Source organism: Pantoea sp. M_9 (assembly GCF_008631385.1).
GTDB lineage: Bacteria > Pseudomonadota > Gammaproteobacteria > Enterobacterales > Enterobacteriaceae > Pantoea > Pantoea eucrina.
This window is the reverse complement of the sequence record NZ_VWUF01000002.1, coordinates 414619-433053: the sequence shown is the minus strand read 5'-3', so window position 1 is coordinate 433053 and position 18435 is coordinate 414619. Positions and strand designations below refer to the sequence as shown.

Annotated in this window: 19 protein-coding genes and 1 pseudogene; 18 read left to right on the top strand and 2 right to left on the bottom strand. The window is 54.7% G+C overall.

What is annotated here, in order from left to right; translation table 11 throughout:
- Positions 1 to 648: 648 nt before the first annotated feature.
- Together F3I15_RS05810 and F3I15_RS05805 are read left to right on the top strand one after the other, a co-directional pair.
- Positions 649 to 2085: a DUF2235 domain-containing protein gene (locus tag F3I15_RS05810; protein ID WP_150017013.1), complete on the top strand. Its 1437-nt coding sequence runs from the start codon at positions 649 to 651 to the stop codon at positions 2083 to 2085.
- A gap of 363 nt (positions 2086 to 2448) precedes the next feature.
- Positions 2449 to 2745, top strand: a complete 297-nt coding sequence (locus tag F3I15_RS05805) for a hypothetical protein (protein ID WP_071669512.1) — start codon at positions 2449 to 2451, stop codon at positions 2743 to 2745.
- Between the two features lie 236 nt (positions 2746 to 2981).
- Here F3I15_RS05805 and F3I15_RS18320 read toward each other — a convergent pair.
- A pseudogene (locus tag F3I15_RS18320) lies at positions 2982 to 3950 on the bottom strand (IS3 family transposase); the annotation flags it as partial.
- A 355-nt stretch (positions 3951 to 4305) separates the two neighbouring features.
- On the opposite strand from F3I15_RS18320, the gene F3I15_RS05800 reads away from it, so the two are divergent.
- From F3I15_RS05800 to F3I15_RS05780, 4 genes are all read left to right on the top strand, one after another.
- Entirely contained in the window at positions 4306 to 4674 is a 369-nt protein-coding gene (locus F3I15_RS05800; protein WP_150017012.1) for a transcriptional regulator, read from the top strand.
- Between the two features lie 403 nt (positions 4675 to 5077).
- Positions 5078 to 5383: a hypothetical protein gene (locus F3I15_RS05795; protein WP_150017011.1), complete on the top strand. Its 306-nt coding sequence runs from the start codon at positions 5078 to 5080 to the stop codon at positions 5381 to 5383.
- A 969-nt stretch (positions 5384 to 6352) separates the two neighbouring features.
- The gene (locus F3I15_RS05790; RefSeq protein ID WP_150017010.1) at positions 6353 to 6781 is read left to right on the top strand and encodes a hypothetical protein; all 429 of its coding nucleotides are present in this window, start codon (positions 6353 to 6355) and stop codon (positions 6779 to 6781) included.
- A gap of 256 nt (positions 6782 to 7037) precedes the next feature.
- Entirely contained in the window at positions 7038 to 7316 is a 279-nt protein-coding gene (locus F3I15_RS05780; RefSeq protein WP_150017008.1) for a hypothetical protein, read from the top strand.
- 349 nt (positions 7317 to 7665) lie between these two features.
- Here the strand turns inward: F3I15_RS05780 and F3I15_RS05775 are convergent, their stop codons facing one another.
- Positions 7666 to 8133: a transglycosylase SLT domain-containing protein gene (locus F3I15_RS05775; RefSeq protein WP_150017007.1), complete on the bottom strand. Its 468-nt coding sequence runs from the start codon at positions 8131 to 8133 to the stop codon at positions 7666 to 7668.
- Positions 8134 to 8568: 435 nt separating this feature from the next.
- On the opposite strand from F3I15_RS05775, the gene traM reads away from it, so the two are divergent.
- From traM to traU, 12 genes are all read left to right on the top strand, one after another.
- Positions 8569 to 8958 (top strand): conjugal transfer relaxosome DNA-binding protein TraM, encoded by a 390-nt coding sequence (gene traM, locus F3I15_RS05770; RefSeq protein ID WP_150017006.1) that lies wholly within the window; start codon positions 8569 to 8571, stop codon positions 8956 to 8958.
- Positions 8959 to 9135: 177 nt separating this feature from the next.
- A complete protein-coding gene (locus F3I15_RS05765; RefSeq protein ID WP_150017005.1) occupies positions 9136 to 9660 on the top strand; it encodes a hypothetical protein in 525 nt (174 codons plus the stop codon).
- A 180-nt stretch (positions 9661 to 9840) separates the two neighbouring features.
- Positions 9841 to 10203, top strand: a complete 363-nt coding sequence (gene traA, locus F3I15_RS05760) for a type IV conjugative transfer system pilin TraA (RefSeq protein WP_150017004.1) — start codon at positions 9841 to 9843, stop codon at positions 10201 to 10203.
- Between the two features lie 11 nt (positions 10204 to 10214).
- Positions 10215 to 10520 (top strand): type IV conjugative transfer system protein TraL, encoded by a 306-nt coding sequence (gene traL / locus F3I15_RS05755; RefSeq protein WP_071669503.1) that lies wholly within the window; start codon positions 10215 to 10217, stop codon positions 10518 to 10520.
- Positions 10521 to 10530: 10 nt separating this feature from the next.
- Positions 10531 to 11094: a type IV conjugative transfer system protein TraE gene (traE, locus tag F3I15_RS05750; protein ID WP_150017003.1), complete on the top strand. Its 564-nt coding sequence runs from the start codon at positions 10531 to 10533 to the stop codon at positions 11092 to 11094.
- Entirely contained in the window at positions 11084 to 11812 is a 729-nt protein-coding gene (traK, locus tag F3I15_RS05745) for a type-F conjugative transfer system secretin TraK (RefSeq protein WP_150017002.1), read from the top strand. Before traE ends, traK begins: the two co-directional genes overlap by 11 nt.
- The gene (gene traB / locus F3I15_RS05740) at positions 11805 to 13157 is read left to right on the top strand and encodes an F-type conjugal transfer pilus assembly protein TraB (protein ID WP_150017001.1); all 1353 of its coding nucleotides are present in this window, start codon (positions 11805 to 11807) and stop codon (positions 13155 to 13157) included. The genes traK and traB overlap by 8 nt, the downstream gene beginning before the upstream one ends.
- A 10-nt stretch (positions 13158 to 13167) precedes the next feature.
- The gene (gene traV / locus F3I15_RS05735; protein ID WP_150017000.1) at positions 13168 to 13743 is read left to right on the top strand and encodes a type IV conjugative transfer system lipoprotein TraV; all 576 of its coding nucleotides are present in this window, start codon (positions 13168 to 13170) and stop codon (positions 13741 to 13743) included.
- Positions 13744 to 13750: 7 nt separating this feature from the next.
- Positions 13751 to 16339, top strand: a complete 2589-nt coding sequence (gene traC / locus F3I15_RS05730) for a type IV secretion system protein TraC (protein ID WP_150016999.1) — start codon at positions 13751 to 13753, stop codon at positions 16337 to 16339.
- Positions 16336 to 16800, top strand: a complete 465-nt coding sequence (gene trbI / locus F3I15_RS05725; RefSeq protein WP_223810685.1) for a type-F conjugative transfer system protein TrbI — start codon at positions 16336 to 16338, stop codon at positions 16798 to 16800. The genes traC and trbI overlap by 4 nt, the downstream gene beginning before the upstream one ends.
- Complete coding sequence (gene traW, locus F3I15_RS05720; RefSeq protein ID WP_150016998.1) at positions 16797 to 17429, top strand: type-F conjugative transfer system protein TraW; 633 nt, start codon at positions 16797 to 16799, stop codon at positions 17427 to 17429. Before trbI ends, traW begins: the two co-directional genes overlap by 4 nt.
- Complete coding sequence (gene traU, locus F3I15_RS05715; protein ID WP_150017205.1) at positions 17429 to 18433, top strand: conjugal transfer pilus assembly protein TraU; 1005 nt, start codon at positions 17429 to 17431, stop codon at positions 18431 to 18433. The genes traW and traU overlap by 1 nt, the downstream gene beginning before the upstream one ends.
- Positions 18434 to 18435: the final 2 nt, after the last annotated feature.

Genomic DNA, 18435 nt, shown 5'->3' with positions numbered 1-18435 from the left:
ATTTTTAAAACAGTTAAGCCCACTACTGACACAAGGCGGACTTGCACGTAGGGCAACGTCCGCTATGAGCGAGAAGCGGAAGTTCGCATTTATCATAACTGCAGGGATATAGGACTAACATTGGTGTATAATAATCAACCGGGATCAGGTCGATAACAATTCTTAGCGGAAACTGCAAGCTATCATACTCGAGGTGTGAATTTGAACATAATGGAAGTGACAGAGGATGATTGCCTGGTACTTCGTCAAGCCGTGCTGTGGCCAAAAACAGACGTGGAGCAATGTCAGGTCATAGGTAGCCAAATTGCTGCTCACTATCAAGCGTTTCATCAGGCTGAGTTAGTCTATTGTTTGTCTGGTTTTCATTGCTGATGAAATCAGTCAAATCCGAAGTTTTGCTACCAGACAACAATATCAGGGACAGGATTATGGCATAGCGCTGATATAATCACTCCTGCCTATACTGTCTGAAAATAACATCAAGGATATTTTTCTTAATATAAGTAAATCAGCCATCTCATTTTATAAATAATCTTTTTGTAAAGGAAATACCATCTGGAAAAAATATTTAACATATTCGCATGAGTTACAGCGGTGCAGGCTTGAACCATAATAAGTTAAACACATCAATTTAGATATGGAGATAATATGTTTTTTTCGAATCGTTACTTGAGAATCGTTACAATCTTATTAGTCTTAATGGGCCTTGTAAGCTGCAGCAGTTTTTTTTCCCAAAGTAAAATAGTACCCGCCAAACCTTCAAATAGAGAGTCCGTAGAAAAAGCGTCAGCTGTGGCCATGCAGGTTCCACTAATCACTGCAGCAGAGCCTGGAAAAAGAATACATATTTATAAAGTTGCTTTTGACGGCACGATGAATGACCGGCTCAGAATTCCATTAGATGAGAGAGAGACACTCGTCGCCAGAATAGCCAGAACTACAGGCGCCATCTACTATCGTGGCGCCGGTATGCAGGGTAGGGATATTAGCGAGTTTGATGCAGCGACAGGGACTAGCAGTATGGGAATAGCTAGTTGTGCCGCAAAAGAATTCTATGCTCAGGCTGAGAAATGGTATAATCAAGACCCTCACTCAGAAATCCGTATTTTTGTTACGGGATTTAGTCGGGGCGCCGCAACGGCCCGTGAATTTATGAACCAAATCGATTCTGGATGGGGAAAAAAATTCCCACAAGATGAAACGCTAAAGCCGCACTTTTATGCCATTTTGTATGATACTGTAGCAACTGGCCAAAAAGACACGCTTGATCTGAGTATTCCAACTTCGCTTGATTATCTCGTGCATTTTATAGCAGAAGACGAAACTCGAAACCTGCTTTTTACTCCAACCGTTGAAAACACAAAGCCAACTTATTCATCAAATTACCTTCCAACCAGCGAGCTATTACCCCAAAGAATAAATGTCATTAAATTGCCTGGAGCACATTCTGATGTTGGTGGAGCCTATGCGGACGGGATAGGCGATCTCTATATCGTACTTACTGAGAATTTTCTGTACATGATGGGGTTGATACAAAATAATCATTGGCAATTAGGCCATGACCCTCTACTCAGAGGTAAGCATGATTCACGTGGGCTTCTTGACAAGCTGTTTGGTGCCAAAGACCCAAGTATAGTCAGCCATGTAGATCGTCCTACAGATTTAGCTCTGGTTAGGAGTCAGAGTGAAATTCAACAGAGGGAAAATCAGAGTAGATTGCGAAAAATGTGGGATGAGAACACTGCTCGTGGTGCTTTTCTTAATATAGGACAGCTCAAAACCATTTATGCCAGCTTTATTATCTCTAAAGACGGGAATGAATTGAAGGTTAAAAGTGATTCAAGCTTGGTTGAACCTGAAAGTGTATTTATCGAGAGTAATGATGGTCGTAAGTTTCTGAGATTTAAATTCGCTGGGGGAAAAGGTGGTTCTAAATTGGAGTTGAAAGAAATACTATTATCTCAGATACGTGATGAGAAGCATATCCTATCGTATACCACGCTTAACACATCAGAAGGCTCTTTTCTTGCAATCTGGCTTGATAATCGCTTGATAGAGCTTGCGCCGGGAAATGTGGTTAAATAAAATAAACAAGCATAAGCGAAAAGAAATGGTATATTCTTTTTTCTAAGGCTTAGTTTAACAGTAAATACGTTGACCTGCTTCTCATAAATTAACATATCTCAATGTCCGCTTCTGGCACAAAGCGGACGTTGGCATTGAAACTCTTATAACCTTTCAGGCGCAGCCGAGTCGTCACCATCAGTGCCCTAACCAGCTGTTCCCATGAGTTCTGCTGAAATCCTCAAGGTTTGGGCCTTACGGCTAAGCGCTCCAAGCCCTGAGTCAACATTGGCTGTTCAAAATAAGAGCAATTCTTGTTCTTTTCGCGCGATTGAAGGATGCAGTGATGGATTAAGTTAACTCTCTTATCATCAGGAGGGTGTTATGGATATACGTACTGTTGCTGTTTCACTGGTTATGGCCATGAGTTTATTCTGGCTTAACGTGTCTGAGGCTAAATCTACACGTCAGTCCGATGATCAAATTCGTCAACTCATCATCGAAGATTCTATAGCATCATACCCGGGAGTTTGTGCCTGTCCTTTTAACTCAGCACGCAACGGCAGTAGCTGTGGCAGAAGAAGCGCGTGGAGTAAGCAGGGCGGCTATGCGCCTGTTTGTTATAAGAAAGAAGTCTCGAAAGAGATGGTAGATGAATGGCGCAAAAATAATGCTGCATAGCTGGCCTGCTGTAGCGGGTTTCTCTACCTGTGTTCAGAGGGTCTTTACAAAAGCTGGGGTCAAAGACCGGTTGATGCTGTTCAATGAGAAAGCATAAACCCGGATCCTGTGCGGTAGTGGGACGACATTCTGTCCCACGCATTTTATTTCCAGCTCAGTTATTTGCACACCCTTCATTTCGTGCCCGTGGGCAAGCAATGAAACGCCATCGCTGCGGGCTTCTTACCGTGTTCTGTTATCTTTTCCTTTACCTGTTCGCATATCAGCAACGGGTAAAAGCTTTCGCCAACTGCCTTATCGTGACAATTATCGTGATGACTCATGCTGCCCTTCAGGCCGAGTGATCTTAAACGATTGCCACTCATGGTTTGTATACTGACTGCCTTGAGCCGAATGCACAAGTAGCTGTGTTTGAGGAGTGTGCCGTCATACAGCCATTGATAAGGCATACAGCACGATGTCCTTTAATATCCGGGATTGCATTGACCCGCCAATAATGTTGCGTGAGAACAGATCAACAACCACGCCAAGATGCAGCCAGCCTTCATGGAGCCTGATGCAGGTGATCTCCGTTATCCAACCTTTCCGGATTGAACTGTCGCTGAGAACTGTTAGGCGACATGATACTGACCTCACTTTTACGTGCCCGTGAGCTCTGGTATGCTTTTATACCGGCACGTTTATCACTCATCTGACTCTGTTGATCTCACATTGTTGCCTGCTGTCTGGAGATTCAGACGGAGCTTGCGATAACCTTCCACGCATCGAGATTCAAGCCAGAACGGTTTAATGTGTCATGTCAGTCTCAGATCTACCTGATAGCGTTGTGAATGCGGCTGCAGAGGCTAGGCGTAAAAGTCACTGTGATGAACATCCAGCCCCCGTCAGAGCAGGGGAGCAACAGATGCTACGGGTAAAGGCGTATCTCAGTCGGACAGCTTTGCGAGGTACGCTGCGGCGTTTTATGTTCCGTCCATTGGTAACCTGCTTCAGCTCTTTTTGAAGATGGCACATCTCTGTCTGAGTATCTGACGGTTCATTCTTAGTGGATGAATCCGGACCGTACTTCTTTACTCAGGCGTAAAAGCTATGAGTGGGGATATCAAAACGTGTTGCAACGCTGGAAACAGAGTGGCTACGATCAACAACCTGTATGACGTCTTTGATTTAAACTCTTCTGCAAAACGCTGGCCGCTCACGGGCATCTCTTTTTGAGCCGTCTTAAATGATTCAGGTATCTCTTAAACCCGTGGCGATCATACCTGCCAGCTACCTAAGGCTGCCGATGCAAATTGCTTTAACTGGTGTCTGTGCTCAACGTCTGAATGTGAATGTGAATGTGAATGTGGCCGCTGGCGCATTTATGTATCGCTGGTGTTTGAAAACTGTTTAAGGCGTATCCCTCTGCAAAACTACCCTAAGGTGTAACGACTTTGCAGTACGCCAGGAGTTGCTGGTGGGGCCTCGACAGACAACAGGCATGCTTCTACATTGAGTTTGATCGGCCTGGTTTATCCAGGCGCTAATCGCCACCCGTCAGGCCTATAAAGGAGTATCGCCATGATTCTAGGTATTCACTATCTCACTGATGAGGACGGCAACCGCATCAGTGCTGTCATTCCTATTGCTCTGTTTGAAAAGCTCATGGCTGAAACAGAGATTGATGAGGCGTTTGAGCCAGTGCCCTATACGTCCGGGTCTGATGACGACACATTGATACCGGATGAAGTGGTGTCACTCTCTCATGACCGCAACTGTAGCCTGCACGCGGCCTGGCGCTTATATCGCGGCATAGCACCAGAAGAAGCCGCGCACGAACTTGGATTGACGATTCAGGAACTCATTACTCTGGAGGAGCAGCCAGATCCACCCGCAAACCTGCGCGACGCAATGGCCGTGCTTTATCAGTGTAAATCAGAACAGCTTTAATCCCGCTTGCCGCAGACTAACTGGCTGGTGGTTTTCGCAATTTCAGGCACCCGCATCAGGATGGCAACCAGTCATACTTGCCAGCATGAGGCATGCTGCTATGTCTCTGACGATAAGTACGCAAATACGTAATGTGCACCCTTACTGGTCTGAGAGGTCACGCTGTCCGGTACTGTTTCCAGGCAGACTGTTAACGCTGACAGGCAGGCGTGCAGAGAGACGCAGGAAGTTTTTTAGAAAAATTGTCCGGCGTATGATCCTGAACGCATTAAAACCTGCTGAAATCTAAAATAATAGTGATGGTCGATAAAGCGAGGATTTGTGCGCTATCTTCGTAGTATCGGCGTACCCAAGGGTATGCCGATGAACGCGTCAACATGCAGGCGATTAGAGAGGAACAGTTATGGCTGAACCGACATTGACGGGCAATGGATTACTTGATGCTTTCGCCGCTTCCCTGATGCAATCAGGCTATCTGACGCCGGAACTGAAGTTGAAACTGATACAAGAGCGGGTGCTTTATCTGCCTGTGCCCGGTGAAGCACGCACGCTGTTCGAAATCAGGCTGGATAGCCGGGACAGGTTTCACATCTGTACCGTTCCTGTGAAAGTTAAGCCGGATGCTGCAGAAAAATGCCGTATCAAGGCATTTCTGAATCGGTCGAGAGCCGATACCACGCGTCCGGTTGGCTATAAGGCGCCAAGCTAAAACCGGATCAACAACCTTTCTGCGGCAGAAGAGAGTCAAAACCGATCTACAAACTCATGCAGAATACGTTTCTGCTGATTTTATGAGTTATCTATACCGTTCAGGATTTTCCCTGTTCGTGCGTTCTGCGTGGCGTTCAGCGTTAAGGCTTAAAACACGTGCAGGGAAAGCTGGAGAAAAATCTTAAACTTCTTCTGTTCGTACATGACTGGCTTGAGGTGGATAATGACCCAGCGTCCGTATAAAGCACTCCTGACCTGGCGTGCTTTCAACGCTGGTTTATCTCCGGTACCGATACGTTAAAGGGTGCAGAAATCAACACCTGATATGAGTGTCAGAACTGTTGCTGAACGCGGGATCAGGCACCCATTAATTCTCTGTCCGCAAGCTACATCACTAATCCACATTGGATATTCAAAGCCCGTGCTATGAAAGCGAGTGTGACGTATCGCTCAGGCAGGGCATTTTTTTATGCATCATCTTTTCAGGAATCGCACTTAAGGTCTTTTCTCTCTGCTTTCTTAAACACTTCATTTGTACTGTCCGGGCCGCCGCGGCGCAGGGCATTGATTGAACGTTCTTGTACCCCAGAAAACTTTCATGCCACTTGCGGTAACACGCTGAGCTTGCCGGGTTGACAGCCACAAGCCAGATCGGGCTTTCTTCCTGGTTTTAATGGGAAAGAGCCCCCCCTGCAGCCGGCTGATGCCGGCGCGCTGACCGGCCACAAAAGCGTGGCCTCTGCAGTCGACCGCGTTGCGGTCGGGTGTGTGCCTGCTCACCTCCAGTGCGGCGTTGTATTCCGGTCTGCTCCACGCGGCGGGCAAATCAAAGCACCGTCATCCATCAGATACAAGGGTGAAGTGAACGCCTGCGGCGCCCCTGTATCTGCTGTCTGCCAGCGCTTCTCAGCCCTATGCCGCGAGGATTCGACCGAAACATGACAACCAACTCAACAGGAGAACCAGCATGCACACACAAAACGTCAACACCGCCGCTTCAGACTCTCCCAAAACATGGGAGAACACCCCGGAGGCCATTTATTTCACTCGTAAGATTGCCGCGCTGACTGATCTTGCGCAGAGCGAAGGCGAGATGTTGTTTTACCGCGCGCTGGCGCGTTTGGGCCTTGCGCCTGCGGACGTGGATGCAGAGATAGAGGCGCCTGCGATAGCGCTGGACAAGATTGGGCGGCTCGACGTGATGGGCGCCATTACATCACTGCGGGTATACGCCATGGTGCGTGATATAGACACGTTGAGCAGGGCGATAACGCCGGATCGGTTGCCGGGGGTGCTTCCCTCGTTTCAGGCGCTGCAGGCAGAGGCCATAGAGACAAAGGTACAGTACCTCGCTGAGATAGCGGCGTGCATGTCGCCAGTAAATCACGCACGTTAGAACAGAATGTAGCAGGCGCAAAAAAGGCAGACCAGGTCTGCCTTCATTACGGCCACCAGTAGACGCTGGCGGCCCTGTCAGTTAGTCAGCTATATCGGATAAACATAATGAAAACTGACCCTCAAATCGTCGCACAGGCGGCAGAGTTTGTAAAATGCTTTAAGCAAAAAGGGCGAGTGCATGTACCGGCAATGTTATTCCGGTTATGGCCACAGTTTATGTGCCTGGTGCGAAAATTCATGGAGGAAGATGAGAAATGAAAGCAGAGGAAAAAGGTCTGAGTCGTAACGCTGTCGTGGTCACCACTTGCGCAACATCTCAGGGCAAGGGAATCCATTTCTGTAATCATGCGCTGCTGAGCGGAATTAACTGCAACTTGTGGTTTCCTGTCGCAGAAGAGGAGAGCTGGTTTCAGGCTGTAGAGCGAATCCTCATCATGAACGGGCTGGCAGAAAATCTTGTCCGGCTGGAACCGCTCAGTGAATGGGTGGAATACAGTGACTGGCGAGCTATCTTTAACGTAAAAATTATCTAATATAATATCGGGGCCAGTATGGCCCCGATGTGTTCTTGTGGCTTAAAAACAACAAAATCTTTTTAGAGATACAAAGTGCGCATGTTTGCAAAAAAGCATAGTGCGCGAACTGTAATATGAAATTTTTTATTTTTTTCTCTTGGGGTTTCATATTTTTTTGATTAAATGATGTTCTACAAGAGTAATGAGTGGCGACACCCTCCACATAGATGTGACTGTTTATTTGCATTGTGCGAAAGATAAACTTTGTTACCAGCAGGGTATCATTGAAATGGACCTGTCTTTTAAGCAGGTAGGCTCAAAAAAATAATTATTTTAAATTATTATGTTTGTTAATAATAGTGTTTGCTTATTGACTGGTTTTAAAATATGACGCTTTTTGGCGTATGCTATTATAAGCCTCAAAGACCTTTCCAGCATACAGTTTTCGCCTGTACTCTTGTTTTGGAGCAGGAGAAAAGCCGGCATTATACGCTCCCACTGCACGCCACGTTGCGCCCCATCGCTTGAATGCAATTGCCAGAAAGTAGGCCCCGGTGTAAATATTCATACAAGGATCGGAAAGAAGCAATTGCGGCGTGATACCAAATTGCTTAAGGTGTGCAATATTCTGTGAGTCAATCTGCATAAGGCCCATTCCATAACCCGATCCTGGATTATTTCCAATCGCCGCTATACGATATTGTGACTCAGTCCAGGCAATTGCGCGCAGCAAGTCTGGATCCAGGCTGTAATCGTGCCCTGCCTTGTCAAAACAATCAGCCTTGCAAACCGATGCCATCAGCGCCATCAAAGGTAGAACAATGTTGCGAAACAAAACATCCTCCAAAGCCAGATGAGTGCGTGCCAATTTTTCTTATTATCACTGAGTGAGCGTATAATTCAATATGTCTGATCTAGTTTTTGAAGGATAGCCCTGCCTTAAGGATCCTGACATCACACATCACGCAAGTAAATTACTTGCAGCTTATGTCTTTTATCTCATGGAGTTACCTGACAGTCTATGCATTTTTTAATGTAAGGGACATCAAAGACACTCTAAATAGATTGCTCTAGATTGTTTGTATGGTATCTGCAATCATATCATGTATTTAGATAGAGTGTGCTCTAGAGTATACTCTATCAGTTCAATTTGATAATGCCTGAAGGAGTCACAGTTTAGCGACATGTTTTTTCGTTAATAGACCATGCATAATTTATAGTAAGTGCGTATTCTATGTTTATTTAGTGAAACATAAATTGGAGTTAAATAATGCCAAGAGTACAGGCCTTTCTTAGCGAAACATCCATAAAGCATATCAATAACATTGTTGAGGCTCGTTTGAATGAAGGTGCCTCAGTTAAAGAAGCTAACGTGTCGAGTATAACAGCAATGCTTATTGAGCTTGGGCTCAGAGTTTATCAATACAGGCAAGAAAACAAAGATGATATCTTCAACCAAACTGATTTCAACCGTACTCTTTTGGAGAACGCGATTGCAGCGCGAATTCAGACGGCAAAAATCATTGCGGCTTTGAAGTTGTTGCCAGACCTTAATAGAAATGAGGCGTTCGATATTTTAAAAGTGAAGTCTGATACGGAAAGATCAACGCAGGAAGTTATTAAGCGTTTCTTTAACGATGATGAAGGGAAAGACCATTAAGCGGTTGCCTAGCTCATTTAGATGCAACCCTTACCCACAAGAATCATCCTATGTATTTAATCATCTGTATGAAATAAATTCCTATCCTAACTTTACAGGTTTTCATGATTGAGCGCTTCGCATTGTAGTAGGTACTGTTATGCGAAACTAAGCAAGCGATGTAAATGAGAGACTGTTATGGCTGAAACCGTACATTTGACTCGCAGTAAAGTCACTAAGGATCCGCAAAGGTATCCAGAGCGAACTGTTGCAGAGTTTTATCAATTTGAGCGAATTGGTAAATGCATACGTTCTTCGGATAAAAGAGTCATGTACATAGATGCCGGATTTTGCGGGTGGATGGGAATTGATATCTCCCAGGTAATGGCAGCCAAGTATATTGAAAAGTTCACCTCACCCATTGGCAGGCATTTCTCTCAACTACATTATGTCGAAAGACAGGTCATCAGCGATCGCCGAGAAAGAACCTGCATTTTTTCACTGATTTCTCCTTTTAATAGCCATCGTATATTGGCTTCTTTAAGGATTTTTCCTTTTACTACACAAGGTGGCTCTACTGAGTGCTGTTGGGTCTGGCAGCAATACCACTTAGTCAATCTTTATGCCAGTCACTCTCCAAGATATAAGCTCGGCCAGCATGAACTTGTATGGTCTTCACCTTTTGATATTTTTAGTGCTAAGGAGTGGTCGAGGCTGAAATGAGAATTGTTGATCATATCAAAAGGTATGAGCAATTTTTAACGCCTGATTTTCTTGAAGAACGAGAGCAAGGGGGATACAAAGAGCATTATATTCGCAGAAAAAATTGAATATCCATGGAAATAGATCGTCACTCTATGAATTTATTCACCAAAGTTAAATAAATTATATGAAGGAAACTCCATGAACTTTCCAGTTAATGGTGCGGGCCTCCGCACGCCTCAGAAAGTAAAAGCGGCGCTGGCAAACAAGGGCATGACGCTGATGAACCGATCAGCGCTTGCGCGGGCGGCACGATACGCTCTGGCCCCCCTGCTGGTGCTCATAGCGGCGACCGGCACGGCGGGCGCGGATGATCTTCTGGCAGGCGGCAAGCAGACCGTTGACGACACCTTTGGCGCCAACTCCTCCATCGCGGTCTGGATTGTGCTTGGCGAGGTCATTTTTGGCGTGATCGGCTATATCCGCACCAAAAACATCATGCTGCTGTTCGGTGTGGCCGTGGTCGTGGTGTTCACCACCGTTGGCTTCAGCCTGGCGAGCTGACGGGGCGCAGCATGGAGCCGGACAACACAGAGCGATACCGCTTTCCCAAAACACTGTCCGAGCAGCTGCGCGTGCTGGGCCTGCCCCTGGACGAACTCATTCCCGTTATCCCCGTGCTTGCATGGGGATTCTGGACGCACCGGCAGCTCTTCGGCCTGATGGCCGCGTGCGCGGTGTGGTTCGCCATCCGCTCCGCGAAGCGGGGCCGGGGCAGCATGTGGCTTTACAACGTCATGTACTGGTACCTGCCTGGCCTGCGGGCCGGCACGGTGTTCAGGATGATCCCGGACTCAAGCTTCCGGCAGTGGATTAAATAAGGAGCCGTCTGTGACGTACTCAGCACACGCCTCGCGCACCCGGCTTATCGCGGCAGGCTACGCGATTCTGGGCGGTTTTTTCCTGCTCGCCCTGATTGCAGTGATCCTGCTGATCCTTGATAACCGGCGACTTGCTTATGAGCAGAAAATGATAGTAACCCCAATGGGCTACAACGCACCCTTTGCAGTTTCTGATAATGCAGCCAGCCCGGCTTATCTGGAAATGTACGCTGTGGCGGCCCTGGCGATGCGCCTGAACGTTTCGCCGGGAACCATTCACGAGCAGCATCAGCTCCTGCTCTCGCTGTTCAGGCCGGGTGCGCAGCCGGAGATGAAGGTAAAGCTGGCGGGTGAGGCGGAGCAAATTGTCCGCAACGACGTGGACTCCAACTTTATCCCCACCGCTATCCGGGTTTATCCGCACGCCGCGCAGATAGATATCCGCGGGCAGCTCACCACCTGGATAGGCAGCGGCAAGCCCACGCGGGAGCTCAGGCACTACGCCATGCAGTACGAGCACCGCGACGGGCATACTTGGCTTACGCGATTTATCGAGGTACAGGATGAACAATAACCTTCCGGTGCTCTGGTGCCTGCTTGCAGCTGCGCTTCCGGGCCGGGCAGCTCTTACGCCGCTCACGCTTGACGTGCCCGCGGGCGGCCAGGCAGACGTGCGCATCAGCAGCACAAACCCTAACTATTTCGAGGTGCCGGGCGACCGCATCACTGGCGTCACCAGCGGGCCAGGCAGGCTCACGGAAACGCGCAACACGCCCACGGGCGGGGCATTCATCTCAACTGTGCAGGACAAGCCCTTCACGCTGTTTCTGACCACCGAAGGCGGGCAGACCTTCTCGCTCAGCGCGCACCCCTCTGCGGTACCGGGCCGCAGCTACCTGTTGGCCCCGCAGAAGCCCCTGCTCCGCCCGGCTGCGCGTGCGTGGGAGCGGGCGCAGCCCTATGAAGCGCTGCTGGCCGGGGTGAATAAAACCCTGCTGCAGGGCGCGCTGCCCCCTGGCTGGGCGACCGTGGCGGTGCGCCCGGATGATGCGCCTCCGCGCCTGCCCGCCGCGCTGCGGGCCGTGCCTGACGGCGCGTGGGAGGGCGGGCATCTGCGGGTGACGCGCTGGCGACTGACCAACCCGGGACGTGCAGTCGTGCCGTTGCGCGAGCCGCAGTTCAGCGCCGGGGATGTGCGGGCCGTGATGTTCGCCACGCCCGGGCGGAGCCTTGCAGGCGGCGGCAGCACGCACGTGTATGTCACGCAGGCGAGGGAGAACCGCGATGACTAACGTCAACACGGCGGCAAAGCGTCGGCAGATGCTGCTTGCCGCGGGGTTGACCGCGGCCGTGGTGGTGGTGGGCGGCGGCGGGCTCTGGCTCTCCTCGCTCCCTTCTGAGAAGACAGCACAGGCCGCCGTGCCTAAAGAGCCGCCCCCGGACCTGACCGGCGTAGTGGATCGCACCTTTGATAACAAGGTGCAGCAGAACGCCATCGTGCAGAGCCAGCTCGGCAACCAGCAGGTTATGAAGGAGATGGAGAGCCTGCGCCGGGAGCTGAGGCTACTGGACAAAAACCGGCAGGATGACCAGGCACGTATTAAGGCGCTGGAGGAGGACAAGACCCGGCTGCAGTCGCAGGTTGACGGCATGAGTTACGGTGCGGCGGCGTTTCCGGATGCAGGGGCCGCGCCCGCCGGCGCGCCGCCCGGCGAACCCCGCCCGGGTACGGCCCCGTCCGGAGCCGTGCCTCCGCCGGTGGCCTTTTATCCCGGGATGGGGCAGGCGCCCTCACAGCAGACCGTCTACACGCCTGCGCCAGCCGGTATGGACCACACCGCCTTCAGCTATGAGCAGAAAACCGGGCCTGCGCTGCCCTATATCTTTTCCGGCAGTTTTGCGAACGCCCTGGTTGTTGAAGGCGCCGACGCCAACGCGGCGGTGACCGGCAGCCAGAATACCGTTCCCATGCAGTTCCGGCTTACGGGCGTTGTGAACATGCCTAACGACAAAACCGCCGACCTGCGTAACTGCTTTATTACGGCCGAGGCCTACGGCGACGTCTCAAGCGAGCGCGCCGAGGTGCGGACGCGCAGCATCAGCTGCAGCCTGCCGGAGGGCGACGTGGACATGAAGATAAAGGGCCACGTGAGCTTTATGGGAAAGAATGGCATCAAGGGCACGGTAGTGATGCGCAACGGCAAAATCCTTGGCCTGGCGGGCGCCTCGGGCTTTCTTGACGGCATCGGCAAGGGCATTGAAAAGGCGTCCACGCCGTCGGTGGGCATCGGAGCCACCGCCAGCATGGGCGCGCAGGACGTTGTAGGCGCGGGCATCGGCGGCGGCGCGAGCAAGGCCGCGCAGACGCTCTCGGAGTACTACATCAAGCGCGCCGAGCAGTATCACGAAATCATTCCCATCGGTGCCGGCAACCCGGTCACGGTGGTCTTTAACGACGGCTTTCAGCTGCAGACGCTTGAGGAGGCGAAGCATGCCGGGAAGCAGGCAAAGCAGGCAGCGAAAGGCGGGCAGGACGGGCCGGATAACCTGCAGGCCCGCGGCAGTGGCGCGCTGCAGGACGTAAGCAACCTGAAGCTCGGGGACATCGTTCATCCGGGTGGAATGCCGGATAAGTGAGGGATCTGATATGAGTATTCAAAACGCAACACTCAGGCCCGCCCTGACGCTTGCCGCCGCAGTGGTGCTGGCGGGCTGTGCTGGCGCGCAGAGCGACTTTCAGTGTAATGCCACCGCGGGCGACACCTGCATGACCATGGAGGCCGCCAACGACCGGGCCCGGGAGCTGGCCGCACCGGTAAAGCCGGGTGCGGGCGCGCTGCCTCGCCTGGCTGACCGGCCGGCGGCGCCAGCCGCGCCAGCCGGGTCCACGGAGGCGATAAAGGGCCGCGCGGTTACCCTGGTCAAAGCCGCGGAGCCTGCAGACAGTACGCAGGCTCAGGGATCCGGGGCCGTAATCAAAACTGCGGCTTCTGCGGGCACCCCTCTGCTGCGGCCCGTGCCGCGCGCCGTGATACCCGTCAGCGCACAGGTTCCTGAGCCCTGCGCGGCCTGCGGTAACGTGCCCGCCGTGCGCAGCTCCGCCGTGACGGCAAGCGTCTGGATAGCCCCGTACGTGGACGACGCCGACGTACTGCACCAGCCCGGCCGCGTTTCCTTCGTGGCGACCCCTTCACGCTGGCACCTGCCGGCACAGGCAGAGTGAGCACGTCATGAGCATTGCAGATACCATCCGGCAGCTGGTTTCCGTCCTGCGCACGCCCGACGGGGCGGCCTCGGCCAACAGGATTCTGGGCGAGATGCGCTTTCCCCAGATAAGCAGCCTGCTGCCCTACCGGGACTACGACAAAGAAACCGGCATGTTTATCAACCACCGCACCGTGGGATTTCTGCTCGAGGCGCAGCCGCTTATCGGCGCCAACGAGCACATCGTGCAGGTGCTGGAGGACTTTATCCGGAGCAAGGTGCCGCGCGGCATGCCAGTAAGCTTCCATCTGATGTCCGGCAAGGTCGTGGGAGACATGATTGACGACGGCCTGCGGAACTTTCGCTGGCGCGGCAAGGAGGCGGAGAGATTCAACCGCATCACTCGAGCCTATTACCAGCGCGCCGCTCAGACGCAGTTCAACAGCCCCACCGGGCTGCCTGTGACCCTGCGCAATTACCGGCTTTTTATCGCTTACGCCGAAAAGACAAAGCGCGACCGGCGCGGGCAGCTTACTGCGCTCTCACACCTGCTCAAGGTCGTCCGGGCCACGCTGGATTCGGCAAAACTCTGCACGGAGGTGGCAGACCGGGAGGCGTTTACGGCCGTGGTGCGAGAGATAGTGAACCACCGCCCGGCGCAGCTGTATAAAGAGCCTGGGCGCGCCGACGAGTGGGAGCAGCTCAACACGCAGTGCGTGGACCGGAGCCTGGACTTCCGGGTCACGCCGGACGACATCCGCCTGGAGCTGAGCCGGGCGGGCGGGGTGCCGTCGCGGGCGCGCGTCATGAACTTTCAGCTTGAGCACAATCCGGACATATTCATGCTCTGGCAGGGCGGGGACAACATCAGCAACCTGCTCAACCCGGACCTCATCATCTCTGCCCCCTTCGTAATGACCTTCATTATGGTGGCAGAGGAGCAGGTCAGCTCGCAGCGCGAGGCCACCGCGAAGTACATGGACGCCGACAAAAAGGCGAACACGCCCTACGCCAAGCTGTTTCCGGGCGTGGCGCGCAAGGCCGCCGAGTGGGGCGAGGTCCGCGAGCGGCTCAACAGCAACCGGACCTGTCTCGTGCGCTACTACTTCAACGTCACGGCGTTCTGCGAGGACACGGCGGAGGCTGCCCTGGTGTGCGAGCAGCAGATCGTGAACACCTTCAAAAAGAACGGGCTCACGCTCTACGCGCCAAAATACATGCAGATGCGCAACTGGATGGCGATGTTTCCGTTTATGGCGGCGGAGGGGCTCTGGGAGGACCTGCGCACCACGGGCGCCACCTGCCGGGCGGAGAGCACGCAGGTGGTAAATCTGCTGCCGGTTATCGCCGACAACCGCCTGTGCGCCGGCGGCCTTCTCGCGCCTTCCTATCGTAACCAGCTGGCGTTTCTCGACGTCTACGGCTCCGGCATGGGTAACACTAACTACAACATGGCGGTGACGGGCACCTCAGGGGCGGGTAAAACCGGGCTGGTGCAGCCCATCCTGCGCAGCGTGCTGGACGCGGGCGGCATCGTGTGGGTGTTCGACATGGGCGACGGATACAAGTCATTCTGCGAGAACATGGGCGGTGTCTACCTGGACGGCCGCACCCTGAAGTTCAATCCCTTTGCCAATATCACCGACATCGGCGAGTCCGGAGAGCGCATCCGGGACCAGCTGGCGGTGCTGGCGAGCCCTAACGGCACGCTGGACGAGGTGCACGAGGACCTGCTGCTGGAGGCGGTGCAGGCCGCCTGGGCGCAGAAGCAGAACCGGGCGCGCATCGACGACGTGGTAGATTATCTGACCACCGCCAGCCGGGCGGCGCGCGCCGGGCAGTCCGAGCGCATCTACGGACGGATGGATGAAATCGTGAAGCTGCTCGGCAAGTACTGCACGCAGGGCATTTACGGGGAGTACTTCAACAGCGACGAGCCGTCGCTCACGGCGGACGCGCGCATGGTGGTGCTGGAACTCGGCGGCCTGCAGGACAAGCCGGCGCTGCTCGCGGCGGTGATGTTCTCGCTCATCATCTATATTGAGGACCGGATGTACCGCAGCCCGCGCACCCAGAAGAAGTGCTGCACCATCGACGAGGGCTGGAAGCTGCTCAACTTCCGCAACGAGAAGGTGGGCGCGTTTATTGAGACCGGCTACCGCACGGTGCGCCGCCACCTGGGGTCGTTCATCACCATCAGCCAGAACATCAAGGACTTTGACGCCGACGACGCCAGCCCCGCGGCAAAGGCGGCGTGGGGCAACTCCGCCTTCAAGGTCATCCTCAAGCAGGATACCGCCGAGTTCCGGCAGTACAACCAGAAGCGGCCGGACCAGTTCACGCCCGCGCAGCGCGACATCATCGCCCGCTTCGGCGACGCCAAAGATCAGTGGTTCAGCTCCTTTATGCTGCGCATCAACGACACCTCCTCCTGCCACCGCCTGTTCGTAGATCCGCTGAGCCGGGCGATGTTCAGCTCGCGTGGTACGGACTTTGAGTTCATCCGGGACCGGCGGGCGGCGGGCGAGGACATTCACGACGCGGTGTGGGCGCTGGCGCAGCGCAACTTTCCGGACGAGATGCGGGAGCTTGAGGCGTGGGAGATAAAAGAATGAGTACAGATACTGTGGAAAAAAATCCTGCCGGCGCAGTACGGCGTATGCAGCCTGCGCAGGATGGGGCGCCTGACGGTACGGAGAAGAAAAAGCGCCCGCGCAGCCGGCGGCGAAACCGGTGCCTGGTGCCGGTGGCGCTGACCGCGGGCTGCCTGCTCGCGCTTAACGCGGCCTTGACGCTGTTCATCACGGACTGGCGGGCGCCACGGGTGGTGACCTTTGACATGAAGGGCACGCTGGACGCCTTTATGGACCAGAGCGCGAAGCAGACGCTGAGCCCGGAGGCGGCCTCGGCCCTGTCTGCCCGCTTCAGCGAGGCGGTGAGCAAGAGCCTCGCCGCATGGCAGGCCGGGCATCACGGGCTTATCCTGGTGGCCCCGGCGGTGGTGGCGGGGGCGGAAGACGTGACGCCGGAGATCCAGCGCGACATCGCAACCCGGATGCGGGAGGGCGGGAAATGAGGTGCCTGCGCCCGGCCCTGCCGGTGCTGCTGCTCTGCGCCTGCGCGCGCGCCGCGGACCTCGGGACGTGGGGCGACGTGTACCCCGTCGCGGAGCCCGACCTGCTGGACACCCTGCGCGGGCGGCTCGCGGAGATGGAGAAAAGCGGCGAGCTGGCCCGGCACCAGGCGGCGCTACGCGACGGGATCGCGGCCCGCGCGCTGCGACCGGACCCGGTGGCGGGCCTCGGGCGGGCGGGTGCGCACCGCACGCACTTCGCGGACCCGACCTTCACGGTCCCGGAGGACATCGTGACCCCGGACGGGGCGGTGATTGCCCGGCGGGGCGACCGGGTAAACCCGCTGGAGAGCCTGCCGTTCACGCAGACGCTCTGGTTTATCGACGGGGACGATCCCCAGCAGGTGGCCTGGGTGAAGCGGCAGGCGGCGGCGGGCGCCGCGTCGAAAATCATTCTCGTTAAGGGCAGCGTGCGCGAGGCCGGGGACGCCCTGGACGCGCGGGTCTACTTTGACCAGCAGGGCGCGCTGACCCGGCGCTTCGGCCTTACCGCGGTGCCGGCGCGGGTCGCCGCCGCCCCAGACGGGCTGCGCCTGCAGGTGGACGAGTACGCGGAGGAAGAGCTGCCGTGATGACCACGTACAGACGCACCGCGACGCTTGCCTTCCTGCTTCTTCTTTTTATATGTCCGGCCCGCGCGGAGGACACCGGCGGCAGCCTCGAGTGCCAAGGTCACTTCGTGAACCCCATCACCGACGTGTGCTGGGAGTGCCTCTTCCCGATCTCGCTCGGGAGCGCCTCGGTGTCCATGGGCGACGCGCCGGACACCGACAACCCGTCCAGCCCCATACAGATCTGCCCCATGGGCATCGGCTACCGGATAGGGCTGGCTATCGGCTTCTGGGAGCCGATTGCCATGACGGACGTGACAAGGTCACCGTACTGCCTAGTTAACCTGGGCGGCATTCACCTCGACGCCGGGTCGCGCACCGGCACGGGCACCGCCGGGCAGAGCGACAAGCCCTCGGCGGGGGCGTTCTATCACATCCACTGGTACAAGTACCCGCTGATGTACTGGATCAACATCATCACCTCGCTGGCCTGCCGGCAGGAGGGGGACCTCGACATCGGCTACCTCTCCGAGCTTGACCCGCTGTGGAACGACAGCAGCCTCTCCCTGATCCTGACCCCCGAGGCGATGCTGTTCGGCAACACCGTCGCGCAGGGCGCCTGCGCCGCGGACGCGATCGCGGCGGCCGCCGGGCGGCCCATTGACGCGCTGTTCTGGTGCGCGGGCGCGCAGGGCTCCATGTACCCGCTGACCGGCTGGACCTCGAACGAGTTCAGTCCGCTGCAGAGTTCGGTGCTGCTCTCCGAGCGGATGGCCTTCAAGCTGCATCGGCAGGGCCTAGTCATGAACAGCAGCGGAAAGGACTCGGACGTCTGCTTTGAATATCCCTCCCCGATCCTGCCCAAGGGGCGCTGGCGCTATCAGATGGTGAACCTGCACCCCGACGTCGCGGCCTGCCACCCGGTGGGGCGCACGGTCACGCGCTGGGAGGCGGGGCACAACACCCCGAATAGCCGTAAGAACTTCGGCTACCTGATGTGGCGCAAGCGCAACTGCGTGTTCTGAGG